The 21,258-nt window shown below is 70.8% G+C and carries 23 protein-coding genes; 6 read left to right on the top strand and 17 right to left on the bottom strand.

Annotated features, from left to right (window positions below):
• Positions 1-25 precede the first annotated feature (25 nt).
• The 8 genes from GTO19_RS04105 to GTO19_RS04140 form a co-directional block, all read right to left on the bottom strand.
• A complete protein-coding gene (locus tag GTO19_RS04105; RefSeq protein WP_291017374.1) occupies positions 26-538 on the bottom strand; it encodes a hypothetical protein in 513 nt (170 codons plus the stop codon).
• A gap of 126 nt (positions 539-664) precedes the next feature.
• Positions 665-916, bottom strand: a complete 252-nt coding sequence (gene infA, locus GTO19_RS04110; protein ID WP_035622498.1) for a translation initiation factor IF-1 — start codon at positions 914-916, stop codon at positions 665-667.
• Positions 917-1,102: 186 nt separating this feature from the next.
• A complete protein-coding gene (minE, locus tag GTO19_RS04115; RefSeq protein ID WP_009515173.1) occupies positions 1,103-1,363 on the bottom strand; it encodes a cell division topological specificity factor MinE in 261 nt (86 codons plus the stop codon).
• Between the two features lie 3 nt (positions 1,364-1,366).
• Positions 1,367-2,182, bottom strand: coding sequence for a septum site-determining protein MinD (gene minD / locus GTO19_RS04120; protein WP_291017382.1), 816 nt, complete (start codon positions 2,180-2,182; stop codon positions 1,367-1,369).
• Between the two features lie 29 nt (positions 2,183-2,211).
• Positions 2,212-2,967, bottom strand: coding sequence for a septum site-determining protein MinC (gene minC / locus GTO19_RS04125; protein ID WP_291017384.1), 756 nt, complete (start codon positions 2,965-2,967; stop codon positions 2,212-2,214).
• Between the two features lie 306 nt (positions 2,968-3,273).
• A complete protein-coding gene (locus tag GTO19_RS04130; RefSeq protein ID WP_291017386.1) occupies positions 3,274-3,885 on the bottom strand; it encodes a Spy/CpxP family protein refolding chaperone in 612 nt (203 codons plus the stop codon).
• Positions 3,886-3,931: 46 nt separating this feature from the next.
• Positions 3,932-4,414 carry a Cu(I)-responsive transcriptional regulator gene (gene cueR, locus GTO19_RS04135; RefSeq protein WP_291017388.1) on the bottom strand — a complete coding sequence of 161 codons (483 nt, stop codon included), beginning with the start codon at positions 4,412-4,414 and terminating at the stop codon, positions 3,932-3,934.
• On the bottom strand, positions 4,414-4,611 hold the full coding sequence (locus GTO19_RS04140; protein ID WP_291017390.1) for a heavy-metal-associated domain-containing protein: 198 nt from the start codon (positions 4,609-4,611) through the stop codon (positions 4,414-4,416). The genes cueR and GTO19_RS04140 overlap by 1 nt, the downstream gene beginning before the upstream one ends.
• Before the next feature lie 158 nt (positions 4,612-4,769).
• Between GTO19_RS04140 and GTO19_RS04145 the strand changes: the two genes are divergently transcribed.
• The gene (locus GTO19_RS04145; protein WP_291017394.1) at positions 4,770-5,351 is read left to right on the top strand and encodes a hemerythrin domain-containing protein; all 582 of its coding nucleotides are present in this window, start codon (positions 4,770-4,772) and stop codon (positions 5,349-5,351) included.
• A 3-nt stretch (positions 5,352-5,354) separates the two neighbouring features.
• Here GTO19_RS04145 and GTO19_RS04150 read toward each other — a convergent pair whose 3' ends face one another.
• Positions 5,355-6,719, bottom strand: a complete 1,365-nt coding sequence (locus GTO19_RS04150; RefSeq protein WP_291017396.1) for an aspartate aminotransferase family protein — start codon at positions 6,717-6,719, stop codon at positions 5,355-5,357.
• Positions 6,720-6,817: 98 nt separating this feature from the next.
• Between GTO19_RS04150 and GTO19_RS04155 the strand changes: the two genes are divergently transcribed.
• Together GTO19_RS04155 and GTO19_RS04160 are read left to right on the top strand one after the other, a co-directional pair.
• Positions 6,818-8,023: a YbfB/YjiJ family MFS transporter gene (locus GTO19_RS04155; RefSeq protein ID WP_291017398.1), complete on the top strand. Its 1,206-nt coding sequence runs from the start codon at positions 6,818-6,820 to the stop codon at positions 8,021-8,023.
• A 70-nt stretch (positions 8,024-8,093) separates the two neighbouring features.
• On the top strand, positions 8,094-9,395 hold the full coding sequence (locus GTO19_RS04160) for an AsmA family protein (RefSeq protein WP_291017400.1): 1,302 nt from the start codon (positions 8,094-8,096) through the stop codon (positions 9,393-9,395).
• 24 nt (positions 9,396-9,419) lie between these two features.
• Here the strand turns inward: GTO19_RS04160 and GTO19_RS04165 are convergent, their stop codons facing one another.
• From GTO19_RS04165 to GTO19_RS04200, 8 genes are all read right to left on the bottom strand, one after another.
• Positions 9,420-10,742, bottom strand: a complete 1,323-nt coding sequence (locus GTO19_RS04165; protein WP_291017402.1) for an ATP-grasp domain-containing protein — start codon at positions 10,740-10,742, stop codon at positions 9,420-9,422.
• Positions 10,739-11,944 carry an MFS transporter gene (locus GTO19_RS04170; RefSeq protein ID WP_291017404.1) on the bottom strand — a complete coding sequence of 402 codons (1,206 nt, stop codon included), beginning with the start codon at positions 11,942-11,944 and terminating at the stop codon, positions 10,739-10,741. Before GTO19_RS04170 ends, GTO19_RS04165 begins: the two co-directional genes overlap by 4 nt.
• A 13-nt stretch (positions 11,945-11,957) precedes the next feature.
• The gene (locus tag GTO19_RS04175; protein WP_291017406.1) at positions 11,958-12,659 is read right to left on the bottom strand and encodes a 2OG-Fe dioxygenase family protein; all 702 of its coding nucleotides are present in this window, start codon (positions 12,657-12,659) and stop codon (positions 11,958-11,960) included.
• Between the two features lie 48 nt (positions 12,660-12,707).
• Positions 12,708-14,057, bottom strand: a complete 1,350-nt coding sequence (locus GTO19_RS04180) for a diaminobutyrate--2-oxoglutarate transaminase family protein (protein WP_291017408.1) — start codon at positions 14,055-14,057, stop codon at positions 12,708-12,710.
• 108 nt (positions 14,058-14,165) lie between these two features.
• A complete protein-coding gene (locus GTO19_RS04185; protein ID WP_291017410.1) occupies positions 14,166-14,822 on the bottom strand; it encodes a LuxR C-terminal-related transcriptional regulator in 657 nt (218 codons plus the stop codon).
• Positions 14,823-14,897: 75 nt separating this feature from the next.
• The gene (locus tag GTO19_RS04190; RefSeq protein WP_291017412.1) at positions 14,898-16,277 is read right to left on the bottom strand and encodes an amidohydrolase family protein; all 1,380 of its coding nucleotides are present in this window, start codon (positions 16,275-16,277) and stop codon (positions 14,898-14,900) included.
• A gap of 15 nt (positions 16,278-16,292) precedes the next feature.
• The gene (locus GTO19_RS04195) at positions 16,293-17,033 is read right to left on the bottom strand and encodes a sulfite exporter TauE/SafE family protein (RefSeq protein ID WP_291017414.1); all 741 of its coding nucleotides are present in this window, start codon (positions 17,031-17,033) and stop codon (positions 16,293-16,295) included.
• A 10-nt stretch (positions 17,034-17,043) separates the two neighbouring features.
• Positions 17,044-18,039, bottom strand: a complete 996-nt coding sequence (locus tag GTO19_RS04200; protein ID WP_291017416.1) for a tripartite tricarboxylate transporter substrate binding protein — start codon at positions 18,037-18,039, stop codon at positions 17,044-17,046.
• A gap of 66 nt (positions 18,040-18,105) precedes the next feature.
• Here GTO19_RS04200 and GTO19_RS04205 point away from each other — a divergent pair, with 66 nt between their 5' ends.
• The 3 genes from GTO19_RS04205 (at position 18,106) to GTO19_RS04215 (ending at position 21,245) form a co-directional block, all read left to right on the top strand.
• Complete coding sequence (locus GTO19_RS04205; protein WP_291017418.1) at positions 18,106-18,864, top strand: GntR family transcriptional regulator; 759 nt, start codon at positions 18,106-18,108, stop codon at positions 18,862-18,864.
• 153 nt (positions 18,865-19,017) lie between these two features.
• A complete protein-coding gene (speB, locus tag GTO19_RS04210) occupies positions 19,018-19,944 on the top strand; it encodes an agmatinase (protein ID WP_291017420.1) in 927 nt (308 codons plus the stop codon).
• Positions 19,944-21,245: an FAD-binding oxidoreductase gene (locus GTO19_RS04215; RefSeq protein WP_291017423.1), complete on the top strand. Its 1,302-nt coding sequence runs from the start codon at positions 19,944-19,946 to the stop codon at positions 21,243-21,245. Before speB ends, GTO19_RS04215 begins: the two co-directional genes overlap by 1 nt.
• Positions 21,246-21,258 lie beyond the last annotated feature (13 nt).

Consider the following 21,258-nt stretch of genomic DNA (forward strand, 5'->3'; position numbering starts at 1 on the left):
CGACCACAGGTCGCCCGGCGCGCGTTCAGTTCACGCGCAGCTTGAACTGCAGCATGAACGCGCCGTCCACGTTCTTCATGGAAGGGATGAGGCCCAGGTTGATGCCGAAGCGCCGGCCTTCGATGGAGGCCATGGGCAGGGCGGCGAAGAAGGTGCCACCGCGCTTGAGCGCGGGGTAGCCGTTCATGACGCCGATGGCCGCGCCGAGCTTGACCGGGCCAAGGCTCCAGGGCTGCCAGTTCACCGCCGCGTACTGCGAGTGCTTGCCCAGGCTGTTGTCGTAGACACCGGCCATGAAGGCGACCTGCTCGGAGGTGCGCCACTCGATGCCGAAGCCGAAGTTGCGCTCGTTGTAGCGGTTGCTGCGGTCGAAGTGGCGGGAGAAGCCGCCCACGTTGAGCCAGATCTCGGGCGCGCTGGCGGCGGTGGCCGGTGCGGCGCCATCGTCCTGGGCCGCGTTGACCGCCAGAGGCAGGCCCAGGGCCAGGGGGGCCAGCAGGGCCGAAACGAAACCGAAGCCGGGGGAGCGCACGAACATGGGTCACCTTGAACACGTTGGCTCCGGTGGAGCCCTGGCCATGTTCTCGGCCGTTGACCCGGTGCGCTGAAAGCCTCCGATCGGGTTCAGTGACCGATCGGGGCGGGAGCGTGACGCTTTGCCCGCTCAGCGGCGGCGCGGCGTCGCGGGGCCACGGCCTTCCAGGTGGCGGAAGTTGATGCGGCCCTTGGTGAGGTCGTAAGGCGAAAGTTCGAGGGAGACGCGATCACCCGCGAGGATGCGGATGTGGTTCTTCTTCATCTTGCCGGCGGAATAGGCAATGAGCTGGTGCCCGTTGTCGAGGGTGACGCGAAAACGCGTGTCGGGCAGCACCTCGTTGACGATGCCCATCATGTCGATCAGTTCTTCCTTGGCCATGCGGTCCTTTCGATAGATTGCACGCGCCCGGCACACAGGCGGCGCCCGCGACCGGCAATCGGCCACGGTGGCAGGGGGCGTGAAAAAGGCCATCTGGGGGCGATGGCCGGCGATCGGCCCGGGGCGGGGGGCCGGGCCTGGTGCGCGGTGGCGCGCGCAAAACCCAAGGATTTTACCGGTCGAGGCTCAGCGGCGCTCGGGGAGCTCGATCTTGACCTCGAGCACGTCGAGGTTGTCCTGCCGCTCGAGCTGGACCTTGATGTCGTCCGGATTGATGCGGATGTACTTGCCGATCACGGCCACCAGCTCGCGCTGCAGGGAGGGCAGGTAGTCGGGTTCGGCGGCGCTGCGCCCCGAGCGCTCGTGCGCCAGGATGATCTGCAGCCGCTCCTTGGCGACCGACGCGGTCTTCTTCTTCTCACCCAGCAGGAAGGACAGCAGGGACATGCCTCATTTCCCTCCGAACAGGCGCTTGAAGAAGCCGGCTTTTTCGGCTTCGATGAAGCGCAGGGGCTTGTCGTGGCCGAGGAAACGATCGATCACGTCACCGTAGGCCTCGGCCACGTCGCTGCCCTTGAGGTGGATGGCCGGCGTGCCCTGGTTGGACGCGGTCAGCACCGATTCGCTTTCGGGGATGACGCCGATGAGCGGGATGCGCAGGATGTCCTGGATGTCCTGCAGCGAGAGCATCTGGCCGTCGGCCACGCGCGTGGGGTTGTAGCGCGTGATGAGCAGGTGCTCCTTGATGGGGTCCTTGCCTTCGATGGCGCGGCGGGTCTTGCTGGACAGCATGCCCAGGATGCGGTCGGAATCGCGCACGCTGGAGACCTCGGGGTTGGTCACCACCAGGGCCTCGTCGGCGTAGTGCATGGCCATGAGCGCACCGGCTTCGATGCCGGCGGGCGAATCGCAGACGATGTAGTCGAAACCCATGCCGCTGAGGTCGTCGAGCACGCGCTTGACGCCTTCCTGGTTGAGGGCGTCCTTGTCGCGCGTCTGGCTGGCGGCCAGGATGAACAGGTTGTCGACCTGCTTGTCCTTGATGAGCGCCTGGTTGAGGTTGGCTTCCCCCTGGATGACGTTGATCAGGTCGTACACCACGCGACGCTCGCAGCCCATGATGAGGTCGAGGTTGCGCAGGCCGACGTCGAAGTCGATGACGGCGGTCTTGTGGCCACGCAGGGCCAGGCCGGTGGCAAAGCTGGCGCTGGTGGTGGTCTTGCCCACCCCTCCCTTGCCGGAGGTGACGACGACGATTCGGGTCATGGAATGGCTCCGTGGATGCGTGTGAAGGTTCAGGTCGGCAGGGCGTCGATGACGAGCCGGTCGCCCTCGGCGTTGCTGTGCAGGCGCACCTGGGCGGGCTTGCCCAGCAGGGATTCAGGCAGGGGGACTTCGCTGGTGCGGTAGACGCCGGCGATGGAGATGAGTTCGGGCGCCATGGCCAGGGAAAAGATGCGCGCCTGCGCATTGCCGCGCGCGCCGGCCATGGCCTTGCCGCGCAGCGGCGCGTAAACGTGGATGTGGCCATCGGCGATGACCTCGGCACCCGGGTTGACCATGGCCATGACCACGAGGTCGCCCCCGCGCGCGTACACCTGCTGGCCCGAACGCAGGGGCTTGTCGATGACCAGGGCACCGGGCGCCGGAACGGGTGGCGGCGCAGGCGCGGGCGCCGCACTGGCGGCCGGTTCGGCCGCCTTGCCCTGGCGCGTGAGCAGCGGGGCGTCGGCCAGGGGCAGCCCGGCGGCCTGGGCCGCGGCGCGCTGCGCCTCGCCCGCCACGTTCACGGCCACGGGGTGCAGGCGGTGCGCGCGAAGCAGCTCGCTCACCTGCAGCAGGTCGGGCAGGGCCTCGTCCCCGCTCAGGCCCTGCAGGTCGATGAGTAGCGGGTCGTGGTCGAAGAAGTCGGGCTGGTCGCCGTAGCGCTGGCCGAACTCGCGGCGCAGCAGATCGAGGTCGCCCGACTTGAGCAGCAGCGCCAGCAGCGGCAGGTGAACGCTCTTGAGGTCGAAGCTGGCGGGCGCTTGGCCGCCGAGGGACACGGGCATTGCGAAAGGCGGGCGGGCGAAAGCCGCGCAGTGTAGCAGCGGGTGTCGCGGCCTTTGGTGAGCAACTGTCACCGGACGCTGGAACAACTTTGTGGGCAATTCCGGGACAAGCCATGACTTGTCCACAGCCGGCGGCCCCCACCGCGGTTTGTCCCCAATCGTGTGCCGCGTTCAGGCGGGTACTTCACACAGACTTGTCAGGATCGAAAAATCCTTGTCACGAAAGGACAAGGGGCGCTTGTCCACAGCGGACGGCGCCCCTTATCTACTACGACTAATTTAAGTAATTGATTCAGTAAGAAGAAGTCAGAGACGGGGTTGGCGCGGTTCGCCATGGCCTTTGAAGCCCTTGCCGCCGTGGTCCATGCGGTGCATCCGGTCCGTGGGTCCGTGGTGGCCCACGTGCCGCATGCCACCGATGCCCATGCCGCGCTGCGCGTCGAAGGCCTTCTGCTGCGGGGGCGTGAGCTGGGCATAGAACTGGCGGATCGCGTCGTGGCGCTGGGCCATCTGGCGGTCGCGCTCGGCCTTCATGGCGTCCAGGCGGTCCAGGCGCTGGGGCGTGCTGAGCTTGGCCCAATCGGCGCGGCTGAGGCGTTCACCCGCGGGCCGGGCGGTGGGTCGGGTTTTGGCGAGGAAGTCGTTCCAGGCCGTTTCCTGCTCGGGTCGCAGTTGCAGGCTGTCCTTCAGGCGCGACTGGTGCTCGGCGATGCGCTGCTGCATCCGCTCCATGCGCTGCGCGTGGCGTTGCGGGTCGTGGCGCGGGGTCTGCGCCTGGGACAGGGTGGCGCTGGCGGCGGGCGCCGGCTGGGCCGGCGCACCGGTGCTCTGGGCCAGGGCGCCGAAGGACAGGGCGGTGATGGCGGTGGCGGCGGCGGTCACGGCGAAGGCGCGGCGGCCGAAGATCGAGGGTTTCATGGGCACTCCTGTGAGACGTTGGGACCACCGGCTGGTGGCGTGGGTCTCACTGTGCGCGGGCTCTGTGCAGCAAAGTGGCAGGCTCTGTGAGGTTCTTGTAAAGATCCGTGTCGATGCCGCCGCCCAGGTCGTCCAGGATGGGGCAGTCGGGCCGGTCGTTGCCGGGGCAGCGCTGCACCAGGTCCTGAAGGGTGCGGCGCATGGCTTCCAGCGCGGCGATGCGTTCGGCCAGGTCGTCGATGTGCTTCTGCGCGATGCGCTTGACCGTGTCGCTGCTGCGCCGCCGGTTGTGCCAGAGGTTCACCAGGTCGCGGATCTCGTCGAGGGTGAAGCCCATGTCGCGCGCGCGGCGGATGAAGCGCAGGGTGTGCACGTCGGACTCGGCGTACTGGCGGTAGTTGCTGTCGGTGCGGTGCACCGCACCGAGCAGGCCCAGGCCCTCGTAGTGGCGCAGCATCTTGGGCGAGATGCCGCTGAGTTGCGCGGCCTGGCCGATGTTGACCGGCCAGGTGGTGGCGTGGGTGTCCATCACGCCGCGACCGTGTAGCCTTCTTCGCGGATGGCCGCGGCGATCTTCTCGCGCGACGCGGTGCTGTCGACCTCGACGCGGTTCTGGGGCCGGTCGATGCGCACCTCGGCCTGCGGGTCGAGCTGCTTGATGGCGTTGGTGACGCTGCGCTCGCAGTGGCCGCAGGTCATGCCTTGCACGTTGAAGGTCTGGTTCATGGAATGGCTCCTGTGTTGGGGTAAAGGCATTCTCAAGCTTCACATGGTGTCAAGGTCAAGCGTGCGGGTTAGCGATGTGTTCATGGGCTTGACCTGTGTCAAGGCCCGGGCGGCCATCGCGTGGGAAGCTGTGGACCCCCAGTCCGAGGAGACACACCATGAAGCGCGACGCCCTGAGCACCATCCGCGACGAACACGCGAGCCTGTCGGCCATGCTGCGTTCCATGCTCGTGATGATCGAACGGGGGCCGGAGACGGACGGTCCCGAGCGCTTCTTCGATGTGCTGCGCGCGATGCTGTTCTACATCGGCGAATTTCCCGAACGGCTGCATCACCCGAAGGAGTCGGACCTGCTGTTTCCCCGCGTGGCGCGGGCCGCACCACAGACCATGGAGGCGATCCGTCGCCTGGAGAAGGACCACCTGGGTGGCGAGAACCGCGTGCGCGGCTTGATGCACCTTTTGCTGGCCTGGGAGTACCTGGGCGAGCCCCGGCGCCGCGAGTTCGTGAGCGAGGCGAAGGACTATGTGAACTTCTACCTGGCCCACATGAAGCTGGAGGAGCAGGTGGTGCTGCCCGCCGCCGAGCAATGCCTTGACGAGGCCGACCGCCGCGCGCTGGACGCGGCCTTTGCCAACCACGTGGACCCCTTGAGCCCGGAGGGTTCGCGCGACCCGGCCTTCGACCGGCTGTTCACGCGCATCGTTCGCCTGGCACCGTCGCCCGTGGGCGTTGGCTGAGGCTCAGTCGGCCAGCGCGGCGAGCAGTTCGTCGAACACGCTCAGCAGCCGTTCCACGTCCGCCGGCGTGGTGGCGGGGCTGGCGAGCATCATGTTGTGGAAGGGCGTGAGCAGAACGCCTCGGTTGAGCATGAAGAGGTGGGTCAGCGATTCGAGTTCGCCTTGGGCGAGTTCGCGCACGTCCTGCGCGTGGCGCGGTGTGCGTGGCATGTAGTGCAGTTCCAGCCGCGCGCCCAGCCGCGTCACGGTCCAGGGGCGGCCGGCGGCGCGCAGGCGCTTCACCAGGCCGTCCTGCAGCAAGGCGGCGATGGCCAGCATGTGCGCGTAGTTCGCCTCGGTGTGCAGGTGGGTGAGCGACGCTTCCAGTGTGGCGAGGGCCAGGGCGTTGCCCGAGAGGGTGGTGCCAATGCCGCTGTGGCCCTCGGGCGCGGCCTCCTTGGCACGCACCATGCGCTGAGCGAGCGTGCTCGTCACGCCGTACACCGCGCAGGGCAGGCCGCCAGCCACGGCCTTGCCGACCACGAGGGCGTCGGGCTCGAGGCCGTGGGCGCGGGCGTAGCCGCCCAGGGCGGTGGAGATGGTGTGGGTCTCGTCCATCACGAACAACGCGCCGTGCCGGCGGCAGAGTTCGCGCGCCACCGGCCAATAGCCCGTGTTGGGCGGGATCAGGCCGCAGTTGGTGAGCGCGGGTTCGGCCAGCAGGCAGGCCACGTCGTGGCGCGAGAGCGCGGCTTCGAGCGCCGCCAGGTCGTTGAACGGCACGACGCGCGTGTGGGCGTGGTGGTTGTGCACCTGGCCCAGCAGGGAAGGGCGGCGCACGGTGGTGCCCGAGGCCGCGTCCAGGTCCACGAGGGTGTCGTCCACCGCGCCGTGGTAGCAGCCATCGAACACCAGCACCTGGGGCCGGCCGGTGGTGGCGCGCGCCCAGCGCAGCAGGAAGCGGTTGGCGTCGCTGGCCGACAGGGCCAGCTGCCAGACGGGCAGGCCGAACACGCGCTGCAGGGCCTCGCCCACGGCCAGGGCGTGCGTGGACGGCAGCATGCAGGTCAGGCCGCGTTCGGCCTGCTGGGCAATGGCTTGCGCCAGCGGCTCGGGGCTGTGGCCGAACATGGCGCCGGTGTCGCCCAAGCAGAAGTCGCTGTAGCGCAGGCCGTCGGCGCAGAACAGCGTGGCGCCCTGCGCGCGTTCGACCGCCAGCGTGGCGGGGCCTGGCCAGTCGCGCATCCAGTGCAGGGGCACGCCGAACAGGAAGTGGGCGCGCGCGGCCTCGGCCTGGGCCATGGAACGCGGGTGGGTGGCGACGAAGCGTTCCGACTCCTGGCGCCGCAGGGCCACGAGCCGTTCGGAGGAGATGACCGGGGCGTTCATGCGGCCACTCTACGGCCTGCGGCGCGATCGGCACAGGGCCAGTGCGTGGCGGGGTCGAAGGACCGGCGCGACAGCGCGTGCCAGGGCCGGCATCCACAATGCCGGCCATGCACCCGCCGACACCGCTGCCGCTGATGCGCCTGGCCCTGGCCCTTTCGCTTGGCGCCGCCGTGTCGCTGGGCGTGACGCGCTTTTCCTACGGCCTGTTGTTGCCGCCCATGCGCGACGACCTGGGCTGGAGCTACACCCTGGCGGGCAGCATGAACACGGTCAACGCGGTGGGCTACCTGCTGGGCGCGCTGTTGACGCCGCTGCTCATGCGCCGCCTGGGGCCGTCGGCGCTGTTTCTGTGGGGCGGCTGGCTGGCCACGCTGCTGATGGGTGTGGCGGGCTTTCTGGTGGAGCCGGGGGCGCTGCTCGCGCAACGCCTGCTGGCGGGGGTGCTGAGCGCGTTCCAGTTCATCGCGGGCGGGCTGCTCGCGGCTCGCCTGGCCGCGCGCGACACGGCGCGTGGCAGCCTGCTGCTGGGCCTGTACTACGGCGGTGCAGGCCTGGGCATCGTGGCTTCGGCGCTGGCGGTGCCGCTGCTGTTGCACGCCGCCGCCGCCCAGGCGCATGCCTGGGCCTGGGCCTGGTGGGGGCTGGCGCTGCTGTGCGCGCTGGCTTCGGCCTTCATGGCCTGGCCGGTGCGGGTGCTGGACGGATCGGCGCCGCCCGTGAGCGAGGTGCCTGGCGCAGCGATCGGCCAAACGTCTGCAAGCCTGCGCGACATGGCTTGGTTGCTGATGGGCTATGGCCTGTTCGGCGCGGGCTACATCGGCTACATGACCTTCTCGGTGGCGCTGCTGCGCGAGCAGGGCCTGTCGGCGCCGGGCATCACCACCTACTTCACTTTGCTGGGCGTGGCGGTGGTGGTGGCGCCGCGCGTGTGGGCCAGCCTGCTGGATCGCGAACGCGGCGGTGGGGCTTTCGCGCGCTTGAACGCCTTGTTGGCGGTGGCCGCCTTGCTGCCGGTGCTGGCCAGCGGGTGGGTGGTGGCGCTGGTGTCGGGCCTGCTGTTCGGCGTTTGTTTTCTTTCGGTGGTGGCCTCGACCACGGCCTTCGTGCGCCACAACCTGCCGCCGGCGGCGTGGGCGCGTGGCATCAGCCGCTTCACCATCTGTTTCGCGGTGGGGCACATCGTGGGCCCGGTGCTCACGGGCCTGATCAGCGACGGCCCGGGCGGCCTGGCGCGTGGCCTGGTGTTCTCTGCCGTGGCGCTGGCCGTGGGGGCCTTGTTCGCGTGGCGTCAACGCCCGCTGTGAGGGCGTGGCGGCGCCGCGAACGGCAGGGCCCCTGCCTCCTTTGGCGGGACTCCCTGGGCACAATTTCGGCATGCGCCGATTCACCCGACTCGCCCTGTGGTTCCTCTTGCCCCTGCTCGTGCTGGCGGGCCTGCTGCTGGCCTTGCAGCGCTGGGTGACGGGCGAGGGTTTTCGCGATCGCCTGGCCGCCGAGGCGAGCGAGCTGCTAGGGGCGCCGGTGCGCGCACAGGCCATCGGCCTGGCGCTGTGGCCGGTGCCGGGCGTCGCGGTGGACGGCCTGAGCGTGCAGGCGCGCACGCCGCTGTCGTTGCAGCGGGTGGAACTTCGGCCGCGCTGGTCGGCCTTGCTGGCCGGGCAACTGCGCGTGCAGACCCTGGTGGTGCGCCAGGCGGTGCTGCCCGAGGCCACCATCGCGCTCCTGGGCGCGCGTATCGGAGCGGCGAACGCCAAGCCAGCACCGGCGGACGGCGATGAAGCGATCGATTTCTCGCTGCTGCCGCGCGAGCTGGTGCTCGACGAGGTGAGCTGGCTGGCGGCCGATGGCGCGCGGACCACCGTGAACGCCGATCTGCGCTTCGCCGAGGACGGGTGGCCGGCCAAGGCGGATCTGGCCATCGTGGGCGGGGCGCTGCGCGGCACCACGGCCACGTTGCGGCGCGAGGGCGAGGCCACGGCCTGGGCGCTGGACGCTCGCGTCGGTGGTGGCCGGGTGCGCGGACCTGTCGAGGTGAAACTGCCCGGGCCTGGCGCGGCGGAGCGGCGCGTGGTGCTCGAAGGCTCGCTGCGCACCGACAACGTGGAGGTGTCGGCCCTGACGGCGCCGAGCAAGCCGCTCACGGGGCGGCTGCAGGCCGAGACCACGCTGGGTGCGCGCTTTCCCGAGCGCGTGAGCGCGGACGCACTGGTCACGGCCCTGCGCAGCGACACGCGCTTCACGGTGACCGGCGCCACATTGCACGGCCTGGACCTGGTGCGGGCCGTGAGCACGGTGGGCCTGTCCAGCGGCGGCCTCACGCAGCTCGACACGCTGGCGGGTCAGGTGTCGACGCGGGGCAAGGCCATCCAGCTGTCGAACCTGGTGGCGAGTTCGGGCCTGCTGGCGGCCACGGGCGACGTGGCGATTTCCCCGAGCCGCGCGCTGTCGGGCCGGGTGCGCGTGGACGTGACGCGCGGCGCCACGGCCGGTGTGGTGGGCGTGCCGCTGGCCGTGGGCGGCACCCTGGACGACCCGCAGGTGACGCTGACGCGTGCGGCGCTGCTGGGCGCGGCCATCGGCACGGCGGTGATGCCGGGGGTGGGCACGGGGGCGGGGGCCAACCTCGGGGACCGCCTGGGTGAGGGCATCAAGGACCTGTTCGGCGGAAAGCGGTAGGCACCGCGCCGGCCGGGCTGTGGGTCAGTGTCCCGCTTCGGGGTCCAGCTCGTACTTGGCCACTTCCACGCCCAGCAGTTCGTCGAGTTCGTGCAGAAAGCGCTGGCCTTGACGAGCGGATGCGGCGGCGTCCGGACCGGGCACGATGGCGTGGCCCAGCACCGAGACATTGCCTTCGAAGCGCCTCAGCGCTTGGCCGGGTGCGAGGTTCAAGGTGCAGAAGCCGATGCCGTGGCGTTGCAGCAGCGCATCCAGCCGGGCCTGAGTGAAAGCGCCGGACACGGTGCCCGCCTCGCGCGCGCCGATGAGTACGACGGTGGCTGCGCCCTGGATGGCGGCCGGGTCGGGCGTGATGTCTTCGCCCAGGTGCAGGCGCACCAGCCAGCGGAACGCGTCCTGGCCTGAGACCGATTCGTAGGCCTGTGGCCCCACGCCACCCATCATGCGGCCGTTGATCTCGACCAGGCAGGGTCCATCCTCTTCCAGGATCACCTCCACGTGGTACAGGCCGAAGCGCAGATCGACCGCTTGGAACACCTCGCGCACATACGCCTCCAGGGCCACCCGGCGTTCGGCGCTCAGCCCCGAGGGCATGCAGTAACCGATTTCCAGCAGCTCGTTGTGGCGCGAACGGTAGCGCGTGGTGGTGGCGTAGATGCGCACGTCGCCGTTGACCACGACGACCTCGACGGAATGCAGCGAGCCGCTGACGTAGGCTTCGAGGATGTATTCGCGGTTGACGATGTGGTTGATCATGGGGTCGCTCTGGCGTCGCGCGTCTTGCAGCGTGGCGACGAAGCGCTGGAAATCGCTCTCGGTGCGGCACACAGCCGAGAACTGCTTGCCGAAGCCGCGCGTGGGCTTGACGACCAGGGGGGCGCGCAGGCGCGGCGCCTGCCCGGCCAGCAACTGGTCCTCGCTTATCACCTCGAAGCCGGGTGAGCGCAGGCCCGCGCGTCGCAGCGCAGCGCGGCAGCGGTCCTTGAAGACGGCGTTCTCCAGGGCGTTGGCGCCCGGCGTGAGGACCCCGATGGCCTCGGCCGCCCGTGCCACGGGCAGGATGGCGGCCTCGGAGGTGGTGATCACGGCGTCGAGCCTGCCGTGGCGCTCGCCGAGTTCGCGCAGCGCGTCGACGAGCCCGTCGCCACCCAGGGAGGGAATGCGCAGGTGCTCGTGCAGGTGGATCAAGTGCGGTCGCAGACGCGCCGCGTCGGCACTGGAGATGGCGAGGAAGGAGCTGTCGCGTGGTTCGATGAAGCTGACGCGACACCCCAATTCGCGTGCCGAGCGGAAGGCGTTCAGTCCGGCGATGGTCGAGTCAACGAAGGCGATGTGGGGAAGGTTCATGGTTCGGGCAGCGTGGGATGGGCGGAGGCAGGCGTGACGACGCGGCGTGCCAGCCACCGCAACAGCGCCTGGCCGGCGAAGTAGCCCAGCGCCAGGCACAGGGCCGTGCCGCTGAGGCCGATGGGCCCGATGAGCAGGGCACCGACGCCTCCGGTGAGCATCAGGCCTGCATAGACGAGCGCGTACTGCAGCGTGGCCACGAGCGGCATGTTGGCCGGAGGCGTGGCGAGCACGATGTCGCTCTGCAAGCGGAAGAAGGCGAGTTCGAAGCAGAAGAAGTAGACGAAGTAGCTGGTGAAGCTGGCGGCGACGCCGGGCAGCTCGCAGGCCGCGAGCATGGCGATGGCACAGACGGGGGTGACCACCGCCAGGCCCGGTGCGCGCTGACGGCGGCTGAGCGCGCTGTAGGCCAGTGCCCCCAACACCGCCGCGAGGCTGGCGGTGATCTGGAGCACGCCGACATGGAAGGTTCCGGGCAATCCCAGGTGGTGGGCGGGCAAGGCCACGCGGGAGAGGTTGTAGAAGCCTTGGAAGCAGGCGCCGAGCAGCACGAAGCCCAGCAGGCTGTCGCGCAGCGCGGGGGTGTGCCGCAGCAGCGCCACGGCGTGCGTGAGGCTGGCGGTGGAGCGCTCGCCGGTGGCATCGGGCGCCGGGTGCGGCAGCCACAGCGCGCAGGCGGCCGCCAGGCCCATGAGCGAGGTGGTGGCGAGGGCGGCGCCCGAGAGGGTGAGCCGGCCCGGAAAGAAGGCGAGGAGGGCACCGGCCAGGGCGCCCGCAATGAACTGCGCGGTGAGGGTGAGTGGCACGGTGTGGCGCACGTCCTGCGCGCTGAAGTAGCGCTTGATGGCCACGATGCGGGCCACGCGCTGCAGGGCATCGAGCGTGCCCACCACGGCCGCGCCGATCAGCACGCTCCAGGTGCTCAGGGTGGTGGCCAGGAACAACACGGCGCAGCCGCACGCGCCTGCCGCGTTGGCTGCGAACAGCAGAGGGCGCGGCCCTACGCGCGCGGCCACTTGGTTGAGCTGAAAGGCCAGCAGCACGGGCATCACCAGGGGCGCGACGAGCACGAACTCGGAGACCAGCAGATTGTCGAGCGTGTGGTAGGCGTGCTGGGCGAGGTAGAGGTAGACGAACATGCTCGCCGAAATGGCGGACAGGTTGATGGTCCACAGCAGAGCCGTCAGGCGCCGGGTGCTCACCGGAAGGCGCTCCTCATGCGGGCACGGGCTCGTGGTTCAGCGCGCCCAGCCGGCGCTCGAATTCCTCGCCGTAGCGGCGCCGTTCCCAGGCATTGAACGAGACGATCATGATGTCGCGATGCCCCGGCCCCGGGCCAGCGGGCAGGATGTCGGTGGCGTGGTGCCACATCCTGTCGTCGGCCATGACGATGGCTTCCTGCGGCTGCAGCACGTCTTCGAAGAAGCAGGGGCCGCCGCCCGTGGGCATGAGCTGGCTCACGCCGCCGGTGATGTTGTGGCGCGAGAAGATGGCGTTCATGACGAAGTCGTGGCCGTCGCGGTGTGGGCCTTCGGGCACGGCGATGCCCTTGATGTCGGTAGAGGTGATCACCCGCACCTGGTGCACGTTGATCTGGTAGAGCCGGTCCTGTTCGAGCCAGGCGGCGCGGGCGCCCGCCGCCACCTGGGGCGTGGGGTCGAAGCGGATCGGCTCGAACTCGCGGCGCACGCCGCCCACCACGCCGTTGTACTGGCGGGACTGGATGAAGGGCCGGTGCGGCAGCCGTTCCGTGCGCCAGTCGTCTCCTTCGTACCAGAGACGGAACTGTGAGAAGCGACGGTAGCGCTGCGAGCCGCCGGTATAGGGGTCGAGGGGGAGCGTGTCGAACTCGCGCATGGCGTCGTCGGACAGCGGTGGAACGGTGAAGCGGGCGTAGGGGCGGATGGGGTCGGACATGGGACTGGTTTCGGAGTGGGTACGTGCGGGGGGTGTGATGAAGGGAGATCAGGCGGCGGCAGGTTCGCGTTCGGCTGCACAGGCCCGCAGGGCCTCCCCGATGCGTTGCATGGCCTTGTCGATGTCGTCGTCGCTGATCGTGAGCGCCGGCAGCAGGCGCATCACGGCACCGTGGCGCCCGCCGGTTTCCACGATGACGCCCTGGTGGAAGCAGGCGCGCTTGAGGCGGCGGGCCAGGGCGCCGTCGGGCGCGCCGTCGCGAGGGCTCACGATCTCCAGGCCCAGCATGAGGCCGCGGCCGCGGATGTCGCCGAGGCAGGGGAAGGTGCCGGCGAGTTCACGCAGGCCCTGGCGCAGCCGCTCGCCGCTGGCGGCGGCGCGCGCAGGCAGGTCGTGGTCGCGCAGGAAGCGCATCGTGGCCGCGCCAGCGGCCAGCGCGATCTGGTTGCCGCGGAAGGTGCCCGCGTGCGCACCGGGCAGCCAGGCGTCGTGGCGCTGGTGGTAGGCAAGCACCGCGAGCGGAAAGCCACCACCCAGGGCCTTGGACAGCACGATCGCGTCGGGCACGATGCCCGCGATCTCGTGCGCGAACATCTGACCACTGCGGCCGAAGCCGGTCTGCACCTCGTCAATGACAAGAGGGACGCCATGGCGCGCGGTGATATCGCGCAGCCCGCGCAACCAGCGGGCCGAGGCGGGGATGCAGCCGCCTTCGCCCTGGATGGCCTCGACCATGACCAGGGCGGGCGGGGTGATGCCGCTTTCGGGGTCGCCGAGCGCGCGGTCGAGGTAGCGCAGGCTCAGGGTCTCGCCTTCTTCACCGCCGACGCCGAAGGGGCAATGCCGCGCGTGGGGGAAGGGGAACGGAAAGAAGTGCACGCCGGCGCCCGAGTGCGGCACGGGCGTCTTGGGGCCCAGGTTGCCCATGAGCGCCATGGCACCGGCCGTCATGCCGTGGTACGCGCCGTGGAAGGCGATGACCGCGTGGCGCCCGGTGGCCGTCTTGAAGAGCTTGAGCGCGGCCTCGACGGCGTCGGCGCCGCAAGGGCCGCAGAACTGCAGGCGGCAGTCGCGCGCGAAGGCGGGGGGCAGGGTGCTCAGGAGCTGCTCGATGAAGTCCAGCTTGCTGGGTGTGGCGAGGTCGAGCCCCTGCTGAAGGTGGCCGGCGCCGAGGAATTCACCCACCGCAGCCATGACGGTGGGGTGGTTGTGGCCCAGCGGCAGGGCGCCCGCGCAGGCCAGCAGATCGATGTAGTCGCGGCCATCGCTGTCCCAGATGGTGGAGAGCGAACCCCGCGTGAACAGGCGGTCGAACGTGCGCGCGTAGGTGCGGGCGTTGGACTCGCGCTCGGCGACGAGCTTCAAACCCTTGCTGCAGGCGGTGGCGGATGGGGTCATGGCGGGCGGTGGTGGGAGGTGGCGGGGCCGCATTCGAGCACCCTGGCCGGGCACCGCCTACTACCTGATCGGGCAGTGGCGCGGCCCGCGCAGGGCACTCGCCCGTGCTCAGTGCAGCAGGCCCATCAGCACGGCCTTGACCACGGCCGCCGTCTTGTTGGCCACGCCTAGCTTGTGGGTGGCGTTCTTGATGTGGAACTTGATGGTGTTCTCGGAGATGGTGAGGATTTGAGCCACCTCGGTGGAGGTCTTGCCGACGGCGGTCCAGCGCAGCACCTCGCGCTCGCGCTCGGTGAGGGTGGCGCTGCGGGTGGGCCGTTCGATGCGCAGCATGGCGTCGTGGATGGCCTTGCTGACCAGGGACAGCAGTGGCTCCACGTGCTGCAGGTCGCCATCGTCGGGCGGCGGCCCCTCGCGTGTGAGACTGAAGATGCCGCGCACACCGAGGGCACGGGGGGAGGACACGCCCTGCGCCCAGCCCGCGCCGTTGGCAGATGCCCGCCACACGAAGGGCAGGTTGGAGAACCGGCAGTGCGCGATGGCCGGATCGGCGTCGGCGCGGCTGAGGTCGTGCGGGGGCCGCGAGATCAGGTGGTTGTGCAGGGTGAGCACCACCGCCCGCGAGTGCAGCAGCCAGGTGCTTTGCAAATAGCAGAAGCGCTCGAAGCCGAGCGCTTGCGCGGCGTCGCTGGCGATCGACGTCAGTTCCTGTCGGTTCGTTGCGGTCTGTGCCCGGCCGAGCCAGTGCCTGTGCCATGCGTCCATGCGCTCGTCCCCACCCTGTTGCTTCGGGGGCGCAGTCTCGCGCAAGAGGCGCGAGCAATCATGACGGAGGTGTGATCACATGGCGCGCGGCGCCTGCGCAGAAGTCGGATGGATGCGCTGGATCGGCGCGGCGGCCACGGCCTCGCGGGCGAGCTCGCGGGCGCGGTGCATCAGGGCTCGCGCATCCCAGTCCACGGGCCAGCCCTGCCACAGGCGCAGGCGGCCCTGCACCAGCACGGCCTCGATCTGGCCGCGGTGGGCCAGGCGCACCAGCTCCCAGCCCAGGTCCCAGGACGGCGTGAGCTCGGGTACGTCGAGGTCGATGAGCAGGGCGTCGGCCGCCAGGCCCGGGGCGATGCGCCCGGTGACCCGCGCCAGGCCCGCCGCGTCGGCGCCCGCAGCGGTGGCCATGGCGAGCCAGGTCCAGCCGGCGCCGGTGGAGAAATCGCCCACGTCCATGCCACTGGTGAGGCGTTGCGCGGTCTCGGCCGCGTCCATCAGGCGAAAACCGTCGCTGCGCGTGCCGTCGGTGCCCAGGCCCATCCGGATGCCCAGGCCGTGCATCAGCAGCGCGGGCGCCACGGCGTTGCCTTTCCAGCTGCTGGCCACGGGGTTGTAGCTGACGGCCGCGCCGCTGTCGCGCAGCAGGGCGAGTTCGTGCGGCGTGACCATGGTGGCGTGTGCGGCCAGCAGCTCGGGGCCGAGGGCGCGCGCCTGGTGCAGCACTTCCAGCGGGCGCCGGCCGCGCGCGATGAGCGAGCGTTCGATGGAGGCCAGGTGTTCGTTGAGGTGCACCTGGAACACCGCGCCGGCCTCGCGGCACAACGCGGCCACGCGGGCCAGCATGGCGTCGCCGGCTGCCTCGGGGATGGAGATGGCCAGCGAGGCGTGGAGCAGACCCTCGGGGTGGTGGGCGCTCAGGTGGCGCTCGGCCTCGCGCACGATGTTCGCTGCGGCCGCCTCGTCCAGGCCGGCGTCGTTGCAGGTGCGCGCGAGCACGCAGCGGATGCCGCTTTCCCGCACGGCGGCCTCCAGCGCCTGCAGGCCCAGCTCGGATCGCGTGCCGGCGTCGCACACGGTGGTGAAGCCGCCGCGCAGCGCCTCCAGCGCGGCCAGGCGGGCCGAGACGTGCAGGGCCTCCTCACTCAGGTGCTGCTCCAGCGGCACCCAGATGCGGCGGAAGATCTCCGACGGCTCGCCGAAGGCCAGGGCCTTGCCGAAGGACTGCGTGAGGTGGTGGTGGGTGTCGATGAAGCCCGGCATGAGCAGGCGACGCGGCAGGTCGACGGGTGTGAGGCCGGGGTGGCGTTGCACCACCTCATCGGTGGGGCCGATGTCGGCGAAATGGCCATCGCGCAGCAGCACGGCCAGGCCGGCTTGCGGCACCTCGTCGATGAGGGTGAGTTCGGGGCGCAGCAGCGCTTCAGGGGCGCCGAGGGCGGTTCTCAGGTCCATGGCGGGCTTTCGTGGTCAGGCGAGAAGGAACCAGGCGCCGGTGGCCAGCAGCACGGCGGCCGTGGCGGCCTGCAGCGGCCGGGGGTTGGCGCGGCGCGCCAGGCGGCGGCCGGCCCAGGCGCCCAGCAGCAGGGCGACGGCGATGGTGGCGCCCAGGCGCCAGTCGAGCCGGCCAGCCAGGGCGTGCGCGCCGCTGGCGGCGACGGCGATGGGCAACTGGATGACCTGTGCGGCGACGATGGCGCGCGACAGCGGGCGTCGCATGAGCATGAGGATGGGCAGCAGCATCACCGGGCCGCCGGTGCCCGACAGCGCCGAGCCCAGGCCCACGCCCAGGCCCAGTGCGATCTGCCCGCCCAGGCCGGGCCAGGGGTGGTCGGCGCGGGGGTAGGGCCGGTGCAGGCGCCACAGCGCATGCGCGCCTGAGGCCAGCGCGAGCAGGCCGATCCAGCCGCGCACCGCGTCGCCTGGTGCCCAGGCGGCGAGCGCGGCGCCCGCGCCCGCGCCGAGCAGGGCCGTGAGCATGAGCGGCGCGTCGCGTTGCAGGTGCGCGAGCGCGCCCGAGGCCTTGCCTGTGAGCGCGTAGGCGCCGGTGACGAGAAAGGCCAGGCTGGAGGCGGCAATGGCCTCGGGCAGGGGCACGCCCAACAGGCTGCTGAGCGCGGGCACCACCAGCACGCCGCCGATGGACGTGGCGCCGATGGCCGCGCCGGCCAGCGCGATCACGGCCCAGGCGAGGGCTTCGGTGCCGGTCATGCAGGGTCTGTCATTCCGGTTTGATGTCGGCGGCCTTCACGGCGGCGGCCAGGGTCTCGCGCTCGCGCTTGAGCAGGGCGCCGAACGCGTCGCGCTCCACGCTCAGGGGCCGCAGGCCGGCGGTGTTCATCTTCTCGACCACGGCCGGGTCCTTGAGCACGTCGCGCAGGCCATCGGCCACGCGCTGCACGATGGCCGCGTCCGTGCCGGCGGGCGCGAACAGGCCGTACCAGGCGTCCACGTCGACCGATTTCAGGGCGGGGGTCTCCGCCAGCGCGGGGATCTCCGGCATGGACGGCCAGCGCTGGCGCGTGGTGACGCCGTAGGCCTTCACCTTGCCGTCCTTGATGAAGGGCTGCGCGAGCGAGATCGGCATGACCGCGAGTTCGATCAGGCCGGCCGACAACTCGGTGAGCACCTGTGGGCCGTTCTTGTAAGGCACATGCACGATGTCCACGCCTGCGCCGAGCTTGATGATTTCGGCCGTCAGGTGCATGGACGTGCCCACGCCGTCGGTGCCGTAGTTGAGCTTGCCGGGCGCCTGCCGCGCGGCGGCGATGAGTTCGGTCGTGCCGGCGGCGCCGAGCTTCGGACTGCCGATGAGCACGAAGGGCGAGCTGGCCACGGTGGCGATGGGCGCGAAGTCCTTGAAGACGTCGTAGCGGACGATGGAGGGCTTGACGACCGGTGCCACATTGATCGGGCTGGCCACGGCGAACAGCAGGGTGTAGCCGTCGGCCGCGGCGCGGGCCACGCGCTGGGTGCCGATGGTGCCGGAGGCGCCGGCCACGTTTTCGACGACGAACGGCTGCTTCATGCGCTCGCTCAGCGCCTGCAGGGTGAGGCGCGCGGCGGCGTCCACGCTGCCGCCCGGTGCGAAAGGCACCACGACGGTGACGGCGCGGCTGGGGTAGCCGGCGGCCTGCGCCAGGCTGGTGCCGGCCGCGCTGGCCAGCGCGGCGGCGAGGATGAGGCGGCGGGAAAGGGCGCGGAACGGGGTGGACATGTGAAACTCCTGACAAAGTGGAGGGGCACCCGGCGGGTGGTCGGATTCAACTTGATATAACAAGTCATGACAAGTGAAGCAAACACCGTTCCAGGATCAGCGACACCCGCGGGCAACGGCCTGACCTTGCGCGCCCAGGTTCGCGAGGCGCTGCGCACGGGCATTCTGCGCGGCGACTGGCGCACCCACGAGCGCCTGCCGAGCGAGAACGAGCTGATCGAGCGGCACGGGGTCAGCCGCATCACCGTGCGCCAGGCGCTGGCCGACCTGGCGGGCGATGGCCTGATCGTGCGCGTGCAGGGCAAGGGCTCCTTCGTGGCGCCGGCGCCGGTGCGCCAGGAGCTCTCGCGCCTGCAGGGCCTGTCGGAGGCCCTGGGCGGGCAGGGGCGCGAGGTGCTTACCCGCGTGCTCTCGCTGGGCCGGGCCGGACTTCCGGCGCGCGCCGCCCAGGCCCTGGGCCTGCCGGCGGGCACGCCCTGCGTCGAGCTGCAGACCCTGCGCTTCGCCGACGGGCAGCCGCTGTCGCTCAACGGCATCTGGATCGAACCCACCGTGGGCGACACGCTGGACGAGGCCGCGCTGGCGCAGACCGACCTGCTGACGATTTACGAGAGCGCGCTCAACCTGCGCGTGACGCGCGCGGCCGTGGACATCGGCGCGGCGCTGGCCACGGCGCGCCAGCGCAAGCTGCTGGGCCTGGGTGAGCCGGCGGCGGTGCTGCGGGTGGAGCGCACGGTGTTCACCACGGACGACCGGCCGCTGCACTTCGAGGCCAGCACCTACCGGCCCGAGGCCTTCAGCTACCGGCTGGAACTGGCGCGTTAGGCGGGGAGCGAGGGGAGCCGCGCCGTGCCGTCTGGCGGGATGCGGGGTGGACGGCGGAGGCGCCGCCCAAGTGGCCCCCTGCGACGGGCGGGCACGGAGCTATCGTCGCCCCTCCCGCCGCATGGCGATCCGCAGACAACACCCCGTTCACCCATGGCCCTTGGTCAGTTCGCCTACGCCAACAACAGCAACCGGTTCCTGGCCTGCGCGCCGCTGGCCGACCAGCCGTACGCGGTGTGCGGCATCCCCTTCGATGGCGTGGTGACCAACCGCCCCGGCGCGCGCTTCGGGCCTCAGGCCATCCGCTCGGCCAGCCTCATGCTGTGCGACGGCATCCACCCGGTGTTCGACGTCTCGCCGCTCGAGCACCTGGGCGATGCCCTGGACATGCGCCTGCCCAACGCCTCGCCACTGCCCGAGGTGCGTGCGCACATCGAGCGCCAGGCGGCGGAGTTGATGGCGAAGCACCACTGCGTGTTCCTGGGCGGCGACCATTCGGTGACGCTGTCGCTGCTGCGCGCGGCCAAGGCGCGCCACGGCGGCGAGCCGCTGGCCCTGGTGCACTTCGACGCGCATTGCGACACCTGGAGCGACCACTTCGGCGAGCCCTCGGGCCACGGCACCTGGACCTACGAGGCCATCCAGGAGGGCCTGGTGAGCGCGGCGCACACGGTGCAGATCGGCACGCGGTCCAGCGGTGAGCGCGCCGCGCGCGATTACGTGGCCGACCAGGGGGGGCAGATCTTCACCGCGCGCGAGCTGCGCGGGCTGGACGGAGCGGCCCTGCGGCCGGTGGTCACCGCCATTCGCGAGCGCCTGGCCGGGCGCCCCGTGTACCTCACGCTCGACATCGACGTGCTGGACCCGGCCTTTGCGCCCGGCACCGGCACGCCCGAGCCCGGTGGGCTGACGAGCTCGCAGGTGCTCACCTTTCTGGAGGAGCTGGCGCCGCTGAACTGGATCGGCATGGACTGCGTGGAGGTGGCCCCGGCCTACGACCACGCCGAGCTCACCAGCAACGCGGCGGCTTGCTTCGTCTGGACGTACCTGGCGGGTCGCGTGGCCCGGGCGGCAGCGTGATGTCCCTCATTGGCTCGGACACGCAACTGAATCAGCGCAGCTACTACGAGGCCAGCGTGCAGCGCGGCTCGGCGCGCGCGCCGCTGCAGGAGCACCTGAAGGTGGACGCGCTGGTGGTGGGCGCGGGCTTCTCGGGCCTGTCGGCCGCGCTGGAGATGGCCCAACGCGGCCTGTCGGTGGCGGTGCTGGAAGCCGATCGCATCGGCAGCGGCGCGAGCGGCCGCAACGGCGGGCAGGCGATCGTGGGCTACGCGAGCGGGCAGGGCCCGTTCGAGCAGCAACTGGGTCGCGAGGACGCCGAGCGCGCCTGGGCGATGTCGCTGGAGGCCATCGACCTGATCGACCGGCGCATCGCCGAACACGGCATCGATTGCGACCGCCGCTTCGGCTACGTCTACGTGGCCGAGAGCGCGCGCAAGGCGCGCGAGTTGCGCGAGGAAATGGACGGCCTGGCCGCGCGCGGCGTCGCGGTGGACTGGGCCGAGGGCGCGCAGACGCGCCGCCTGATCGGCACCGACCACTACGCGGCGGCGGCGCGCGAGCAGCGCAGCGGCCATCTGCACCCGCTGAAATACGCCCTGGGCCTGGCGCGCGCGGCCGAGGCCGCCGGCGTGCGGGTCTTCGAACACTCGGCCGTCACCGCGCTGCAGCGCGGCGACACGCTGATCGCGCGCACCGCACACGGCCAGGTCTCGGCGCGCTTCGGCGTGCTGGCGGGCAACTGCATGCTGCCCGAGTACGGCCCCGCCGTGGCGCCCGAGATCGCGGCGCGCATCATGCCCGTGGGCACCTACATCCTCGGCACGGCACCGGTGGCGGCCGACCTGGCCGAGCGCCTGATCCCCGGCGATGCGGCCGTCTGCGACAACAACTTCGTGCTCGACTACTTCCGCTTCAGCGCCGAGCGCCGCATGCTCTTCGGCGGCCGCGTGAGCTACACCACCATGACGCCACGCCACCTGGAAGAGACCATGCGCGCGCGCATGGCCGCCGTCTTCCCCGAGCTGCGCGCGGTGCCGGTGGAGCACCTGTGGGGCGGCTTCGTGGACATCAGCATGAACCGCGCGCCCGACTTCGGCCGCCTGGGGCACAACCTGTACTACCTGCAGGGCTTCAGCGGCCACGGCGTGGCGCTCACGGGCCTGGCCGGGCAGCTCGTGGCCGAGGCGGTGGCGGGTCAGGCAGGGCGCTTCGATCTGTACGCGCGCCTGAAGCACCGCCGCTTCCCCGGTGGCGCGCTGCTGCGCACGCCCAGTCTGGCGCTGGGGATGCTGTGGCACCGCTTGCGCGACGTGATGTGATTGGTGAAGTTCG

The sequence above is a fragment of the Hydrogenophaga sp. genome, assembly GCF_011772445.1.
Lineage (GTDB): Bacteria > Pseudomonadota > Gammaproteobacteria > Burkholderiales > Burkholderiaceae_C > Hydrogenophaga.